At 64.1% G+C, this 16,224-nt stretch carries 11 protein-coding genes; all 11 read left to right on the top strand.

All coding sequences use genetic code 11. The features are described 5' to 3' along the window. Nucleotides 1-42: 42 nt before the first annotated feature. Complete coding sequence (locus JOF56_RS20690) at nt 43-1,479, top strand: recombinase family protein (RefSeq protein ID WP_209640667.1); 1,437 nt, start codon at nt 43-45, stop codon at nt 1,477-1,479. Nucleotides 1,480-2,839: 1,360 nt separating this feature from the next. Beyond that, complete coding sequence (locus tag JOF56_RS20695) at nt 2,840-4,585, top strand: HsdM family class I SAM-dependent methyltransferase (RefSeq protein WP_209640669.1); 1,746 nt, start codon at nt 2,840-2,842, stop codon at nt 4,583-4,585. Further along, nucleotides 4,582-5,856, top strand: coding sequence for a restriction endonuclease subunit S (locus JOF56_RS60175; protein ID WP_209640672.1), 1,275 nt, complete (start codon nt 4,582-4,584; stop codon nt 5,854-5,856). The genes JOF56_RS20695 and JOF56_RS60175 overlap by 4 nt, the downstream gene beginning before the upstream one ends. Then, nucleotides 5,856-8,993, top strand: a complete 3,138-nt coding sequence (locus tag JOF56_RS20705) for a type I restriction endonuclease subunit R (RefSeq protein ID WP_209640673.1) — start codon at nt 5,856-5,858, stop codon at nt 8,991-8,993. The genes JOF56_RS60175 and JOF56_RS20705 overlap by 1 nt, the downstream gene beginning before the upstream one ends. Before the next feature lie 774 nt (nt 8,994-9,767). Continuing rightward, the gene (locus JOF56_RS20710) at nt 9,768-10,514 is read left to right on the top strand and encodes a hypothetical protein (RefSeq protein WP_209640675.1); all 747 of its coding nucleotides are present in this window, start codon (nt 9,768-9,770) and stop codon (nt 10,512-10,514) included. A 37-nt stretch (nt 10,515-10,551) separates the two neighbouring features. Continuing rightward, nucleotides 10,552-10,764, top strand: a complete 213-nt coding sequence (locus JOF56_RS20715) for a helix-turn-helix domain-containing protein (protein ID WP_209640677.1) — start codon at nt 10,552-10,554, stop codon at nt 10,762-10,764. A gap of 271 nt (nt 10,765-11,035) precedes the next feature. Next, a complete protein-coding gene (locus JOF56_RS20720; protein ID WP_209640679.1) occupies nt 11,036-12,322 on the top strand; it encodes an AAA family ATPase in 1,287 nt (428 codons plus the stop codon). Between the two features lie 147 nt (nt 12,323-12,469). Continuing rightward, entirely contained in the window at nt 12,470-12,880 is a 411-nt protein-coding gene (gene mobC / locus JOF56_RS20725; protein ID WP_209640681.1) for a plasmid mobilization relaxosome protein MobC, read from the top strand. After that, complete coding sequence (locus JOF56_RS20730; protein WP_209640683.1) at nt 12,877-14,475, top strand: relaxase/mobilization nuclease domain-containing protein; 1,599 nt, start codon at nt 12,877-12,879, stop codon at nt 14,473-14,475. The genes mobC and JOF56_RS20730 overlap by 4 nt, the downstream gene beginning before the upstream one ends. Nucleotides 14,476-15,413: 938 nt before the next feature. Next, the gene (locus JOF56_RS20735; RefSeq protein WP_209640686.1) at nt 15,414-15,578 is read left to right on the top strand and encodes a hypothetical protein; all 165 of its coding nucleotides are present in this window, start codon (nt 15,414-15,416) and stop codon (nt 15,576-15,578) included. A gap of 17 nt (nt 15,579-15,595) precedes the next feature. Beyond that, nucleotides 15,596-16,141: a hypothetical protein gene (locus JOF56_RS20740; RefSeq protein WP_209640688.1), complete on the top strand. Its 546-nt coding sequence runs from the start codon at nt 15,596-15,598 to the stop codon at nt 16,139-16,141. Nucleotides 16,142-16,224 lie beyond the last annotated feature (83 nt).

Here is a 16,224-nt window from a genome sequence, read left to right on the forward strand (position 1 = left end):
GTGCTTGCCAGCATCCCGGTACGCGGTCCCTTGCAAGGCGGGATGTACCTGCGTATCTCCGAGGATCGTGAGGGTGACGAGCTTGGTATAGATCGCCACTTCGAGGACCTGATTGGGCTGTTCAGGGCTCGTGGTTGGGCGCTTGATCGTCGGCATGTCTTCGTGGACAACGATCTGTCCGCTGCGGGCAAGCGCGACCGTCCTGACTTCATCCGGATGCTTCAAAGCGTGGAGCGGGGTGAGTTAGGGGTCCTGACTGCTTGGATGCTGGACAGGCTTCTGCGGAACCGGTCCGACCAGGTGTGGCTGTATGAATCGTGTGAGCGGGCCAAGATGCTGCTTGCTTTCGCACGCGGCTCGGACATCGACATGGGTTCGGCGGCGGGGCAGATCGTGGCCGACATTCTCGCGGCGATCGCCCGCGGGGAGATCAAGATCAAGGGCGAGCGTCACCAGCGAGCTGCCGAGCAGGCGGCCAAGCAGGGCCGCCGGTACGGCGGACGTAAGCCGTTCGGTTACGAACAGGACGGGATGACGATCATCCCCGCAGAGGCGGTTGCCGTCCATCAGGCGTACAACGATGTGCTGACCGGAGTGCCGCTGGCGCAGATCGCCCGCGACTGGAACGACGCTGGCTTGCACAGCGGCCAGGCCAAGTGGGCGGACAATCGCCATGGCGCCAGGGGAACGCCGGCGAAGTGGAAACATGACACGGTTCGCTTGGTGTTGCTCAATCCTCGCAACGCAGGGATTCGCCGATACAAGAAGGAAGAGGTCGCGATCGCACAGTGGCCGCCGATCGTGCCTGAGGAGACTTTCCGTGCCGTACAAGACTTCTTGAAGGATCCTTCGCGCTACTCGGGGGCGAAGGCTGAGCAGCAGTTGCTGACCGGGGTGGCACTGTGCGGGGCGCCGGGGTGTGGGTTGACGGTGCATGGCGGTGGCGCGCGGCACGGGAAACCGGTCTACCGGTGCCAGTCGATGCGACACGTTAACCGCTTGGCCAAGCCGGTGGAGGAGTTCATCGGCAAGCTGGTGGTGGCCCGCATGTCGCGTAAGGACGCTGTTGAGCTGTTGATGGACACCAAGAGACTGGATGCGCCTGCTCTACGGAAGGAGTTGGTGACGAAAAGGACACGGCTGGAACAGATTGCGGTCGAGTTTGCCGACGACGAGACGGTGACTCCGGCTCAGTTGCGTGCGATGACGGGTCGCCTGCGGGAGAGGATTACCGAGATCGAGGCTGAGTTGGCCGATGCCGGCCGGGTTGACGTCCTCGGCCCGCTCGTTCGGTCCAAGAACGTCGCGGCCACCTGGAAGGCGATGAGCCGCGCCAAACAGCGTCTCGTAATAGACACCCTGATGGTCATCAAGCTCCACAAGGTCGGTCGCGGCGTGCGTACGTTCCGATCGGAGACCGTGGAGATCGAATGGAAGCACAAGTTGGACGACGAACTCGTGATAGTCGGAGAGCGGTGAGGTTGACGACATGGAGTGCGCCGTCAGTACCAGGACGAGATCTGCGGTCGACACGCCTCGGTGCGCTTAACGATTGCCAGGGCGATGCCGGCTGGCTCCGGGTACGGCGTCGTTGCGCCAGAGCTGAGCATAGAAGCTGCCGGTGCCCTCGTCCCAGTCCCAGATGCTTGGCTGTTCCCGGCCAGGAAGTTTGAGGTGCCTCGACGGTGTCATCGATCAGGGATCGCTGTCGCCGTGTCTAAGTGTCATTTGCCAGGATCGTGGGACCACCGTGTTGCGAGCGATGGGACGACCTTCAGCTCTATGGCGTCGTGTGAACACGTTCTCGTTGAGCGGCGTCCGCGCGTAAACCGGCTCCTGCCGAGAACGTCCGCTATTGCCGATGAGCAGTAGTCGTGGTCGATGGCGGCGGCTTGACCAGCCCAGTCCTGCGCGTGCGCGAACGGCCTGGGCGGTCGGCGAGAACCAGCTGGCAGTCTGGGGCGTGGAAGCAGCCGCGCGCGTGCAGGAAACGACCGCTTCGCCCGCGCCACCGGTGCGCGCATCAATAGGCGTGACTTCTGATCAGTGTGGCCGGTCTCCAAGACGAGGGCGGCGTGGGGCACCAACCGGGTCTGGACTGACCTGGGGATCTGTGTTTCTGCGGTCATGCCGACCTCACGAGGGGAACAGGGCTGACCTGCAGAAACTCTTGATCAGATGAGTGCCCCCGGCGGGATTACCAAAGGATGGGAACAGGGCTGACCAGGGGATTCGTACCGGCAGCTTGGTCATCGAGTCGTCTTTCGGGTTGCCTGGAGCAGGGTGACGCTTGCCAACCATGGGTGGAATGGTGCTTCGCCCAGATGCTTGCCCATGAGGGGGCCTGACCGCGCACTCTGGGTCTTGGACAGCGTGTGGGTGGTCGTCAGGGGGCAGCGCGCGCCGCGGGCTCTGTTGGACTTGACCCCTTTCAGTGTGAACCAAGGACGCAATAGTGCGCCGACCTGCGGAAACGAGACTTCCGCAGGTCGGCGTGTCCTGTTTGGAGCCGGCCGTCGAGCGCGCCTGTCTGCTCCCCATTTATTCCCCGCGCCACTCCCTAACCGGCGGAAGTCACTTCCAGTCGGCGCTGATCTTTACACCGAGCCTGCCGACGCACGGCGTACCGACCGGCACCGAGGAAGCCGTCCATGCGTAGTGGCATGCCGCGCTTGACCTGCGTGGATGTGGTTGGCGGCACGCGCAGTGTCGTGATACGCAATGATGCTCCGGTGACGCACCGGCTGCTGCAGACTGTGCGCCGCCTGTTCGGACGGCGCGCACGGGCTCGCGCTGGGCGTCCAACATTTGTAGTCGAGTGAGCGCTGTAAGGAGTCTTGTGAGCACCCTCGGTAGTTTCATCTGGTCGATCGCCGACCAGCTTCGGGGTCCCTACCGCCCCAACCAGTACGGCAACGTGATCCTCCCGCTCACGATCCTGCGCCGCCTCGACTGCATCCTCGAACCCGACCTGAAGACGGTCCGGGAGTTGGCGGCGAAGTACGACAACCCGAACCGGCTCAGGATCGAGATCAAGAAGGCGACCGGCCGACCGTTCTACAACACCTCGCACTACTCCTTCGCCAACCTGCTGGCTGACGCCGACGGGCTGGCGGACAACCTGGCCGACTACATCGACCGGTTCTCGTCCGATGTCGACGTGTTCGAGTACTTCGACTTCAAGAAGGAGATCCTCAACCTGGAGAAGGCGGGGCTCCTGCGCGAGGTCATCTTGTCCTTCAAGGCCGTCGACCTACATCCGGACGTCGTATCCAACGCCGACATGGGCGACGCGTTCGAGTACATCATCCGCAAGTTCAACGAGGCCGCGAACGAGACCTCCGGTGACCACTACACACCGCGGGACGCGATCCGGCTGCTGGTCGACCTGCTCTTCGCCGAAAAGGACGCCGACCTGACCGAGGCCGGCATCGTCCGCACGCTGTACGACCCCACGGCGGGCACCGGCGGCATGCTCGCCTTGGCCGAGGAGCACCTGCTCGCGCACAACCCCGACGCGAACCTGAGCCTGTTCGGCCAGGAGTACAACCCGCAGTCGTACGCGATCTGCATGTCCGACCTGCTCGCCAAGGGCCACGACGCGTCCAACATCGCCTTCGGCAACACCCTGACCGATGACGCGTTCAAGGGCCGCCAGTTCGACTTCTGCATGTCCAACCCGCCGTACGGCGTCGACTGGAAGCAGTACGCCAAGGCGGTCACCAGAGAGCGCGACGAAGCGGGCCCCTACGGCCGGTTCGCCCCGGGCCTCCCGTCGACCTCGGACGGGCAGATGCTCTTCCTGCTCCACCTCGCCCACAAGATGCGCGCCCCGGAGGACGGTGGCGGCCGGGCCGGGATCGTGATGAACGGCTCGCCGCTCTTCAACGGCGCCGCCGAGTCCGGCCCCTCCAACATTCGCAAGTGGCTCCTGGAGAACGACCTGGTCGATGCGATCGTCGCGCTGCCGACCAACATGTTCTTCAACACCAGCATCGCCACCTACATCTGGATCCTCGACAACACCAAGCACCCCGACCGCATGGGCAAGGTCCAGCTCATCGACGGCACGTCGTTCTGGGCCAAGATGCGCAAGAACCTCGGCTCCAAGGGCCGCGAGATCAGCGACGCCGATCGCGCCAAGGTCGTCCGCTTGTACGCCGACTTTACCGACGCCGACCCCGACTACTCCAAGGTGCTGCGCAACGACGAGTTCGGCTACTGGACCATCACCGTCGAGCGCCCCCTCCTCGACGAGTCCGGCAAGTCGGTCGTCGACCGCAAGGGCAAGCCCAAACCGGACACCAGGAAGCGTGACACCGAGAACGTCCCGTTCACCTACGGCGGCTCGACCGCCGGCACCGCGGGCAAGGCCGAGGTCATCCAAGCGTACTTCGACGCCGAGGTGAAGCCGCACGTCCCCAATGCCTGGATCGACTGGGCCAAGGTCAAAACCGGCTACGAAATCCCCTTCACCCGCCACTTCTACAAGTACGTCCCACCCCGCCCCCTCGCCGAGATCGACGCCGACCTGGAGAAGCAGGTCATCAAGATCCTCGACCTGCTGCGGGAGGTCGAGAAGTGAGTACGACGGTCGTGTCTGAGCCGTGGACGACGACCCGACTCGGCTGGCTGTTCCAGCCGGTCTCCGATCGCGGCCACGAGGACGAGAGGGTCCTCAGCGTCTACCGTGACCACGGCGTGATCCCGAAGGACAGCCGCACTGACAACTTCAACCGGACGCCTGAAAATCTGAGCAATTACCAACTCGTGCATCCTGGCGACCTCGTCGTGAACCGGATGAAAGCGTGGCAGGGGTCGCTTGGTATCTCCGAGTACCAGGGCATCGTCAGCCCTGATTACGAGGTACTTCGGCCAACTGTTCCCGAGTACGACCACAGCTTTCTCCATAGTCTGCTCCGCTCGCGCGCCCTGATCGACCAGTACGCCCTCCGTTCCACGGGCATCCGCCCGTCCCAGTGGCGCCTGTACTGGGACGAGATGAAGACGATCGAGATCTCCCTGCCTGCAGTTGAACAGCAGCGCGCCATCGCCGACTACCTCGACCGCGAGACCGCTCGCATCGACACGCTCATCGAGGAGCAGCAGCGCCTGATCGAGATGCTGCGAGGGCGCCGTAAGGCTGTCGTTGAGCAGGCCGTTTTCTCCGGGCTTAAGGGCACTCCCACGAATAGCAACGCCGAGCCGTGGCTTCCTCCGACACCATCCCACTGGCGGGTCGTGCAACTTGGGTTCGTGAGTGACACCGTGGCTGGCTACGCGTTCCCCAGCGACGGGTTCAGTGCCGATGGGGATCACGTCCGTCTACTTCGTGGAGTGAACGTGAAGCCCGGGAGGATCAACTGGACCGACACCGTCTACTGGGACGTTGAGGTTGCGGCTGTTCCGAGCGAGTTCGATCTCGAAGTTGGCGATCTCGTATTCGGCATGGATCGCCCGTTTGTGGGAGGCGGCGTGCGCGTCGCAGCGATCTCGGGTAACGATCTTCCGGCTCTGCTGCTTCAGCGGGTCATGCGTATCCGGCCCAACGATGAGGCTGGACGTGGGTACATGCGTTACGTGATGTCGACCGATGCGTTCTTCAACTACTTGGAGCCACTGTTCACGGGCGTCAGCGTGCCCCATGTGAGCGAGTGGCAGGTCCGGAAGTTCAAGATGCCATTCCCGCCACTTGATGAGCAGACGAGCATTGCCGCGTACCTCGACGAGCAGACCGCGAAGATCGACACGCTGATCGAAGAGACCGAGCGGTTCATCGAACTCGCTCGTGAGCGGCGGGCGGCGCTGATCACGGCGGCGGTGACGGGTCAGATCGACGTACGGGAGATGGCGTGATGGCCGATCACCACGAGGTCATCTTCGAGTCCGAGATCTGTGCGTACTTGGAGGCCCACGGGTGGCTGTACTCGCCGGACGACAAAGGCTATGACCGGGAGCGGGCGCTCTTTCCCGACGACCTGTTCGCTTGGCTGGAGGAAACTCAGCAGGCGGCGTACGAGAAAGCCCTGAGGGCAGCGGGGTCGAAGGCGAAGTTCCTTGATGTGCTGGCCACGGCGCTCGACAAGCCTCTCGAACATGGTGGCGGGACGCTGAACATCCTGCGTAACGGGGTGCAGTACATCGGTGGTGGCCGGTTGAAGATGGCGCAGTTCCGGCCCGAGACCAGCTTGAACGTGACCACTAACGAGCAGTACGCGGCGATGCGGGTGCGGGTGATGCGGCAGGTGCACTTCTCCACCGCTGACCAGCGAAGCATCGACCTGGTGTTCTTCGTCAACGGGCTCCCGGTGGCCACTGTGGAGTTGAAGACCGACTTCACCCAGTCGCTGGATGAGGCGGTCAACCAGTACCGCAAGAACCGGTATCCGCTGACCAACGGTCGGCCGGAGCCGCTGCTGTCGTTCGGGCACCGGGCGCTGGTGCATTTCGCGGTATCCAACGATCTGGCCGCGATGACCACCAAGTTGGAGGGCGAGAAGACGCATTTCCTGCCGTTCAACATGGGCCACGACAGTGGTGCGGGGAACCCGCCCGGCGCGGGCGGGCGGTCGGCGACGGCGTACCTGTGGGAGCGGGTCTGGGAGAAGCACGCCTGGCTCAACATCATCGGCCGACTGATGATCGTGGAGACCAAGGAGGAGTGGGACGTCGCCACCGGCACCTCTGCGCGGCGTACGAGCACGCTCTTCCCGCGGTTCCACCAGTGGGAGGCCGTGACGAACACGGTGGCCGCGGTGAGTGAGGAGGGGGTGGGACAGCGCTACCTGATCGAGCACTCGGCGGGCTCGGGGAAGACGAACACCATCGCCTGGACCGCGCACCGGCTGGCGCGGCTGCACGTGAACGACGAGAAGGTCTTCGACTCGGTGATCGTGGTCGTGGACCGCACGGTGCTCGACGGGCAGCTCCAGGAGGCGATCGGGCAGATCGACGGGTCGGGGAAGATCGTGGCCACGATCAGCCCCGAGGACGTCCGCAAGGCGGGGGCGAAGTCGAAGTCCGGGCTGCTGGCGACCGCGTTGAAAAACGGTGAGCTGATCATCGCGGTGACGGTGCAGACCTTCCCGTTCGCACTCGACGAGATCCGGGCCGACAAGGGCCTGAAGGGCAAGCGGTTCGCGGTGATCGCGGACGAGGCACACTCCTCGCAGTCCGGGCAGATCTCCTCCAAGCTCAAGGCCGTGCTGACCGCCGAAGAGGTCAAGGAGATCGAGGAAGGCGGCTCCGTCGACGTCGAGTCGATCCTGGCCTCGGAGATGACCGAGCGGGCCGAGTCGAAGAACATCTCCTACTTCGCGTTCACCGCGACGCCGAAGAACAAGACTCTGGAGCTCTTCGGCCGCAAGGGCCCTGACGGCAAGCCGGTCGAGTTCCACCTCTACTCGATGCGGCAGGCGATCGAGGAGGGCTACATCCTCGACGTGCTCAGGGGCTACCAGTCCTACGACACCGCGCTGAAGATCGCCGGTCAGGCCGAGAGCGGCGATGGTGACGAGGTGGTGGAGGAGGCCGCAGCGCGGAAGGGGCTGATGCGGTGGGTGAAGCTGCACCCGACCAACATCAGCCAGAAGGTGCAGATCATCGTCGAGCATTTCCACGCCAACGTCGCTCACCTGCTGGAGGGCAAGGCGAAGGCGATGGTCGTGACCGACTCGCGCAAGGCCGCGGTGAAGTACAAGAAGGCGATCGACGCCTACATCGCCAAGCGGGCCGCAATGGACGCCTCGTACAACTACCGCACTCTGGTCGCCTTCTCCGGTTCGGTGACGATGGCAGAGGACGAGGAGTGGGTGTCGGACTGGGGGCCGCAGCCGAGCAAGGACGACGAGTTCACCGAGGCCAACCTGAACCCCGGTGCCGGTTCGGACCTGGCCGCCGCCTTCAAGGGCGCGACGTACAAGATCATGCTGGTCGCCAACAAGTTTCAGACTGGGTTCGACCAGCCGCTGCTCTCGGCGATGTACATCGACAAGAAGCTCTCCGGGGTCGCTGCGGTTCAGACGCTGTCGCGGCTCAACCGCACCCATCGCACCGCGGGCGGGGAGCAGAAGCGCAAGACGTTCGTCATCGACTTCGTGAACAAGCCCGAGGGCATCCGGGCTGCGTTCGAGCCGTACTTCACCAACGCCACCCTGGAGACCGAGACCGACCCGTATGTCGTCTTCCACCTCGCTACCAAGCTCGCCCAGGCTGGGATCTACACGCCAGAGCAGGTGCGCGAGGTCGCTGAACTGTGGGTGACCCGGAAGGGCAACAACGCGCTCTCGGCTGCGATTAGCCCTGCCAAGAACGAGTTCGCCCGCCGCTACGCGGCTGCGATCGAGGCCGAGGACAAGGTCACCCTCAATACCCTCGACCTGTTCCGCAAGGACGTCTCGACCCTCGTCCGGCTCTACGACTTCATGAGTCAGATCGTCGACTACGGCGACCCGTACATGGAGATGCTGTCGATCTTCTTGCGGCTCCTCGAGAAGGTCATCGCAGACTCATCCTGGGCCGCGGAGGTCGACCTCTCCGACGTGGTCCTGGTCGGCGTCAAGCACAACAAGCGGACCGCGGTCGACATCTCGCTGACCGGCGACGGTGAGCTGAAGGGGATCAGCGCCGCCGGCACCGGCACCCGGAAGGAACCAAAGTACGTCGCACTCCAGGTCGTCATCGACAAAATGAACGACCTCTTCGGTGCCGAGTCGTTCACCGAGTCTCAGGTCCGTGAGTTCGTGCAGGCACTGGTGCAACGGCTGCTCGCCTACCCGGACCTGATCAACCAGACCAAGGTGAACTCGAAAAAGCAGTTCATGGAATCGCAGGACTTCCAAGCGGCGGTCACCGAAGCGGTCGTCGACAACCAAGAGGCCCACAACACCATGGCCGACTACTTCTTCAGCGACGGACCTGGCATCAGCGCTGTCGTCTTGGCCCTCGCGGACGCCTTCTACGAGGCAGCGATCGATCAGCAGACGGACGTGTGAGCGGCCCGGCCCCGGAAAGGGAACCACTCGTCGCTCTAACGGAACACGCTTCGTCCCTTGAGCAGCACGGTGGTCCTTTGGCCGTGGCAGACGACATGTCTAAGGGACGAGGTGCCCGAGGGGATCTATGCGGTCGGCTCAGCCTTCCCGCCAGAGTTGCTCGTGCGTTTGCCGAAGAGTGTCATTCGCGCGGTTGTCGGTGGTCGGTGAGACCATCTGTGTCATGCCACAGCGTCGGCCTTCGAGGCCACCCAATTTCGGGATTGTACGAGCAAGGCGTCAGGGCATGGTCAGCAACGCGCTTGCGGCAACGACGGTTCGGCGTGGCGAGTCGGCGTTGGTCGTGATCGAGGGTGCGTTGCGCGTGCAGAGCGTATGTTCCGGTGATAGCTACGATCATCAGCATCGACTGGAGGTTGTTACCCCTGCGGATGTTGTGACGGCGATGTTTGTTGCCTGGATCGATGGGGACAGTGAGCGGGCGTTGTCCGAGTTTGAGCGGTGTGTGTCCAGTGTCCATGGTTTGACGCAGCGAGCTTCGACCTGGGTTACGGCTGGCGCTGGCTGGATCTAGACGATTTCCAAATCGTCCCGGTGCCCGCTTGACCAGGTCAGTCGCCCATGCGTTCTTGTACACCTCTACCAAGACGTCGGGCCTGAAGTATTCCTCCGTGTCGTGCGCCGCCAGTATCAGGACGCGGTCTGCGGTGACACGTCTCGTCTGTAACACTCCGTGGTGCTCTCTGATGTACGTCACGTGCTCTGGCTTCGTCTATGCTGGTCAGCATGGGGGATGACAGGAATCGAGCTGTCACGGTAAGTGACTATGTTGATCGGTTAGCGGGTCCAGCAGGGCTGGGTTTCAGCTACTCGTCCCGTGAAATTCGTCAGCGGGCTGCCCTGGTTCGCAGGCTGCGCGCAGAACTCACGCCGGAGCAGTACGAGGCCGTACTGGGCGAGATTCCGAAGGGCTACGCCGAGGGCTTCGTTGGCAAGGATGATCAGTACCGCCGAGAGCGCAACCGCTTGGCCGGCAGCCATCCTCGACGACTGCGGATGCTCGATCGCGCCGAGGGGCTGCCGTTCTCCGAGTTCGAGGACCTGATCTATCACACGGCGGACACCATCTTCAGTGCAACGCCGCCTGACGTCGCCTCCTATTGGGTGACCTACGAGAGCGATCAGCGCCAACAGCGCGAGGCTTTGGCGCGTCTGGCCGCTGATACCCTGCGTCTTCTGCGCTTGCTGATCCTGCTGTCCCTGGCCGATCATCGCCGGTACCCCACCACCCTGCTCCTGCTTCTGCTTCAAGTGCTCAGCGGCATGGCGATCGCCATGCACGTGGTGTGCTGGCCGGTCCCGGCGAGCACACCGGTGCGTGTGACCCGGCCACCGGGGCGCGTGGTCGTGGCCAGCCCCCGTGTCGCTCGCGCTCCTGGCGTGGGTGGTCCCTCGTTGTCGATCGCAGCGAGGGCCGGGGCGGGCTGTGCGCGTACCAGAGGGAACGCTGTAGTCCCATAGCCCGTCGTCGGTCTTCCCGTTGTGGAAGGGCCACACCGTGGCAGACGACAAGACCATTCCCGCCTCGTTGCTGAAGATCAGTGAGGCGGCCAGATATCTCAATCTCTCCGAGGTTTCCGTCCGCCGGGCCATCCGGGAGGGCACCCTGCCCTATCTCCGGTTCGGTCGGGCGATCCGCCTCGCGCTGACCGATCTCGACGACTTTGCCGCAGCCCACCGGATAGCCGCCCAGGGCGGTGACCAACGGTGACGCAACGCAAGAGACCACCGGGGGCGCCCCGCACGCGGTGCACCACCGGTCCCCAGGACGCTGTCCAGGCACCGATCGGGTCTGACCTCGATCCCGACATCCAACGGCTCGTGGACGCCGCGCCGCCGTTCTCAGCGGGCCAGAAAGCCCGACTGGCGAGCTTGTTCGCTCCCTGCGCCACCGTGCGCGACGTCACTAACGTGCGACGTGCGGCCCGGTCGGGAGACTCACTGCGGCACGCGCCGTCCGGTACTCACCGGAGGCAGGCGCGGTGAGCACACCACGAGGAAGCGGCGATCCCCGGCACGGGATCGCCGCTCACATGGCCACAGCAGCCACATCCGCGGGTAGCCAGGCTCCGCGACGGCACACCGCCGACCAGGTGGGCCATGAACCCACCGCCGAGCCCATCGCGGTGCCCACCCGCCGCGCCAGAGTGACCTGGGCGTCCCAGATCGAGCCCGAGCCGGCGGTGTGGTTGTGGGAGCACGAGGGGCAGGGCCGTATCCCGGTCGGTTCACAGTCGACGGCGGCTGGCCGGGAAGGTACCGGGAAGTCCTCCTTCGGTTTGTGGATGAGCGCGCAGCTGTCTCAGGGCACTCTGCCGGGCTGCTACTACGGCGAGCCGCGCAACGTGTTGTACGTCGCGGTAGAGGACTCCTGGAAACACACCCTGGTGCCCAGGCTTATCGCCGCGGGTGCCGACCTGACCAAGGTCGGCCGGTTCGACGTGCTGGTCGATGCCGGCATCGAGGTCACCCTGTCGCTGCCGGTGGACAACCAACTGCTGGAGGACACCATCCTCGACCACCAGGCCGTCCTGGTGGTGATCGACCCGCTGATGTCGACCATCGCGGCCGGGCTGGACACCCACCGGGAGCGCGAGGTTCGGCGCGCTCTGGACCCGCTGGCACGCATCGCGGACCGCACCGGCGCGGTCGTGCTCGGCATCGCCCACTTCAGCAAGGGCAACTCCGGGGACGCCGCGTCAATGATCACCGGCTCGGGCGCGTTCAAGAACGTGCCGCGCTCGGTGCTCGCCTTCGCCCGCGACGACGTCGACGAGCGCGGTAGCCGGGTCATGACACAGGTGAAGAACAGCCTGGGGCGCGACAGCCTGCCGTCGTTGTCGTATGTCATCGAGGAGGTCCAGGTACCCACGGCCAAGGGGATCGCCCACACCGGCCGGCTGGTGTTCACCGGCCAGTCCGAACGGTCGGTGCAAGACATCCTGCACGAGTCCCGTACTGGCGACCTGGAGTCGCGCGCCGAACGCAACGAAGCCGAGGAATGGTTGCGGGGCTATCTGCTAGAGCAGGGCGGGGCAGCGAAGGCAGCCCACATCCTCAAGGCGGCCAGGGCGGACGGGATCGCTGAGGCGACCCTCAAGCGTGCCCGGCGGCGGGCCGGGGTGACCTCCACACGGGCCGGGTTCGGGCAAGGCTCGGTGTGGTCGTGGGAGCCATTCGGATCACATTCAGCTCATTCAGATCACACCTCGCAGCCTGATCCGAATGACCTGAATGGTGATCCGAACGCAAGCCACCACGACGGCTGACCAGCCACGGTCAGGGGTGAACAGGAAAACCCAACCACGGGTCAGCAAGTTAGGGGATCCGGTTACCGGATCCCGTGCCACGGCAAGAAGCCATGGCGAACACCACGGGGCGTGCGGGGGCACGCCGGACGAACACAGGGGGACCTAATGGCACACAACAAGGTGCGGCGGCAACGTCGCGTCAAGGGCGGCTCGCCCGTCAGCATCCACGTCCGCACCACCATGACGAGCTACTACCGTCTGATCGTCCTGTCAGCAGACGCAGGACTGTCGGTTCCGCACTACCTCATCGCGTCCGCACTACGCGAGTCCACACACGGCTGGAGCCAGCGCGAGCAACACTGGTGGGCAGAACGACTCGACTCCATCGAGACGCAACTGATCCGCATCGGAACCAACATCAACCAGATCTCGGCGGCGTTCAACGCGACCGGAGAACCACCACCGCCGCAAGCACTCACCGCCGCGCTGGCGTACTTCACCGCGACACTCGAACAGCACAGGACCATCCTCGCCGCCATCGACCCGGCCGACCGGACACGCCAGGCAAAGCCGTGATCGCCAAGGCGCCAGAGAAGGGCAAGTACGGTTCGGACACCTACGGCCTGCTGAGATACCTGTTCGGCCCCGGCAGGTCGAACGAACATCGCGACCAACATCTTGTCGCGGCGTGGAATCCAGAGTGGCTGGCCGGCGGGGCCTTCGCCACCCGGTATCGCGGTTGGATGGCACGCCTGGCACGCGAGATCGACGCGCCCATGACCGGCCACAACGTTGAGGCGCCGCGTGGCCACGTCTACCACTTGGTGCTGTCGGTTCCTCGCCAGGACGGCAACCTCGGTGACGCCCGATGGCGCGAACTCATCGAGGAAGCAATCGACCGCATGGGGTTCGGCCCCGACAGTGAAGGCCGCGCCGGATGCCGATGGGTCGCCGTACACCACGGACCCAGCAAGGACGGCAACGACCACGTTCACCTCGCCCTGAACCTGGTTCGGGGTGACGGCTCGATCGTTGACACCTACCGGGACTGGCCCCGCTGGCGAGCCTGGTGCCTGGACGTCGAACGACGGTACGGGTTGACCCCGACATCCCCGGCCAATAAGACCGCACCGTTGCGCCCGACCCGGGCAGAGACCGAGAAGGCCACCCGCCAGGGCCGGGACCAGTCCAGCCGGGAATACCTGCGACAGGTCGTCCGCGCAGCGGCGGCTCAGGCCAGCACTGCGGGAGAGTTCCTGGCCTTGGTCAGGCAGGAGGGCGTGCGGATCGAGCCGCGGTGGAGCGAGGATGGTCAGCTCGCCGGTTACAAGCTGGCTCTGCCGATCGATCGAAGCCGTTCCTCGCCAGACGGGCTGGTGTGGTTCAGCGGCAGCAAACTCGCCCGGGACCTGTCCGCGCCGAAGTTGACGGCCCGGTGGGCCAGCGCACCAGCAGCCCCGCCACCACTGCCTCGCGACGAGCGCGACCGCACGGCCATCGGCCGGGCCGAACACGCCGCCGCAATCAAGGACGCCGCCAGCGCAACCACCCAAGCCCACAGTGTGCTCACCCTGGCTACCAGCAGCACCCTGGACACAACTACCGGCAACGCCGACGCCAGCCTGGTAGACGCCGAACAAGCCGACAGCATTGCGCACGCGACCCTGGACATGATGGTCGCGACCGCCGCGGTCATTGAGGGCCATGACAGGGGGCCGCTCACAGCCGCAGCGGTCGCGTACGAGAGAGCTGCCGCCACGCCGCACCGAGTCCAGCCGATCCAGTGGGCACCGGTGGCCGCCGAGTTGCGTACCGCGGCGCGACGCCTGGCGAGAGTAGGCGTGGTGTCCCGACGCGGCAACACCGGCATCGCCGTGGCTGCGTTGCTGGCGGCTCTAGTCTCCCTGCTCGCCGAGATCGCGGCATGGCGACAGCAGACCGGACAGCTCCAGCAAGCCGCAGCAGCACGCCACACGATCGCTCTTCTCAAGTCGGACAACGACATCGGCGACCAAGGGCTGAGTAACCGTCGCGTTCGCGCAGACAAGCCCATGACCGAGACAACGGGGCTCGACAGCCGAAGGGGTCGACGGAGCGCGACGCAGGAGCGTGCTCGCACCAGCGGGTATCAGCTCTCGCGAGATCCGCAGAGTGCCAACCGGTCACGCTGACATCGCCAACGTGCCCGGGGGCGATCGAGGCGGCCCGCGCTGGCAAGGGCAAAGAAGTAATGCCAGAAGGGTTCCCTGTCCACCTTGAGCACGGAACCCGAACTGGTTTGCAAACGCGCTGACACGATTCGGTTAGGAATCGAGCAGTGGCCAGAAGAACGCTGGAAAGACGGTCGAATCGTCGAGCAAATCCCAACGTCCGGATGAGATCTGCTCACGTAGCCGGTCAGGGGAACGTCAAAGTCTGTGATCTTGGTGTGAAGTCCGGTGTGGCCAGGTTGATGGCCAGGTGTGGCTGGTCAAGACAGGCTCTCACCCCACTTATCCTTCCCGAACAATCAACGGGAAGCATGACTCTCGGTCCACGATCGAGCAAGCCTGCGGTCATGTTCCTGCTTGTACTTCCAACGTCCAAAATCCACCAAGGGTGTGCGTTCAGGGCGTCTACGGCGATTCTGGCGGCCGTTTTCCCGTGGCCCAAGCCGAGGGGCAAACTTGTCCGTCATGGCCCCAGTTGGTCGACACCACTCAACCTGGCCGTGCGGACCTATCACGGGTGACCGGCGTTTCTACCGGTAGCTGGCGGACCTCATCGGAGGGCTTTCACACCCATCGCCCCAGGTCGAGCGGCTGCTGCGGCTTGGGGGTGAGTGGAGCAGGCGAGCGTAGGCCCGTCCGGTTCTGCCTTACGGATACTCCGACACCTCAAGATGGTTAGCGAACCAATCTTTTAGGTACGCTAACCATCTTGACATACATAGGGACAATTGTCCACATGCGACAGTGTTAAGGTCGCAGACCCATCACCTGCGACTCCGCGTCATGGCGGACTACAGCATGTGTGAGAGCAGGCGACACGAACCTGCCAGTCGTCGTGCCGCCGCTGAGCGGCTGCCTGTCTGTGATATGCAGATCGGAGTTCAAGCCAGGAGACCAACATGAGTGACGACGCCGGAGCCGGAGCTGCCACGCCCGCGCAGCCGCCAACAACGTCCGAGCCGGCCAAGCAAACGGTCGTCTACCCAACTATCGGGACCGAGAAGGTCACCGAGAACGGCAAAAAGCCGGGTGGTAACACCTTCACTCGCGAAACTGGCCGGTAAGGCGGTCGGTCGCGTTCATGACCCAGGAAGGCTCAAGTGTGCCACCGCCCGGCCAGCGGCCCGAAACGGAGCTGGCCGGGCCGGTCATCGCCGAGTTCATCGCAAAACAGGTCGAAACCGCGCAAAATAAGACATCATCGTTGCAGGCTCGCGGCCTGGCGGTAATTAGCTCATGTGGCACGCTCGTCGTGCTCCTGTTCGGACTCTCAGCCATAGCGACCAAGGCGCAGAACTTCACGCTACCGACTGCCACCAAACTTCCGCTGTTCTTGGCGGCGATCTTTCTCGTTCTCGCGGCATTCGTCGGTATAACGACCAACGCGCCACGACAAAGCGATGCAGTTGCCCTCCACAGGTTGCGGCCTCTTCTTGAGGACAATCTCTGGGCAACGCCCGCAGCTAATGCTCAGAAGGAAATCGCGAAAACACTATTGACCGTTGCAGAAGCCGAGCGCCGTCGAAATATGAAGATGGCCCGCCTCTTGCAAGTCGCGATCGCGCTTGAAATAGCCGGCATTACATTCGTTACTTTGTCGATCATTGTGTTCATTGCGGCCGGCTAGTCGACTGACGGATAACTCGAAACGATTATCTCGTGGGCAGCTCGTCTTTCGATTGCAACATGCAGGCCGTTCAAAGTCTCAGA

The sequence above is a fragment of the Kibdelosporangium banguiense genome, assembly GCF_017876405.1.
GTDB classification, from domain to species: Bacteria; Actinomycetota; Actinomycetes; order Mycobacteriales; family Pseudonocardiaceae; genus Kibdelosporangium; species Kibdelosporangium banguiense.

Excerpts from the sequence above, each read along its gene's own strand:
- JOF56_RS20690 (WP_209640667.1), top strand. The coding sequence starts at position 43 with ATGTACCTGCGTATCTCCGAGGATCGTGAGGGTGACGAGCTTGGTATA.
- JOF56_RS20705 (WP_209640673.1), top strand. The coding sequence starts at position 5,856 with ATGGCCGATCACCACGAGGTCATCTTCGAGTCCGAGATCTGTGCGTAC.
- JOF56_RS20710 (WP_209640675.1), top strand. The coding sequence starts at position 9,768 with ATGCTGGTCAGCATGGGGGATGACAGGAATCGAGCTGTCACGGTAAGT.
- mobC (WP_209640681.1), top strand. The coding sequence starts at position 12,470 with ATGGCACACAACAAGGTGCGGCGGCAACGTCGCGTCAAGGGCGGCTCG.
- JOF56_RS20735 (WP_209640686.1), top strand. The coding sequence starts at position 15,414 with ATGAGTGACGACGCCGGAGCCGGAGCTGCCACGCCCGCGCAGCCGCCA.
- JOF56_RS20740 (WP_209640688.1), top strand. The coding sequence starts at position 15,596 with ATGACCCAGGAAGGCTCAAGTGTGCCACCGCCCGGCCAGCGGCCCGAA.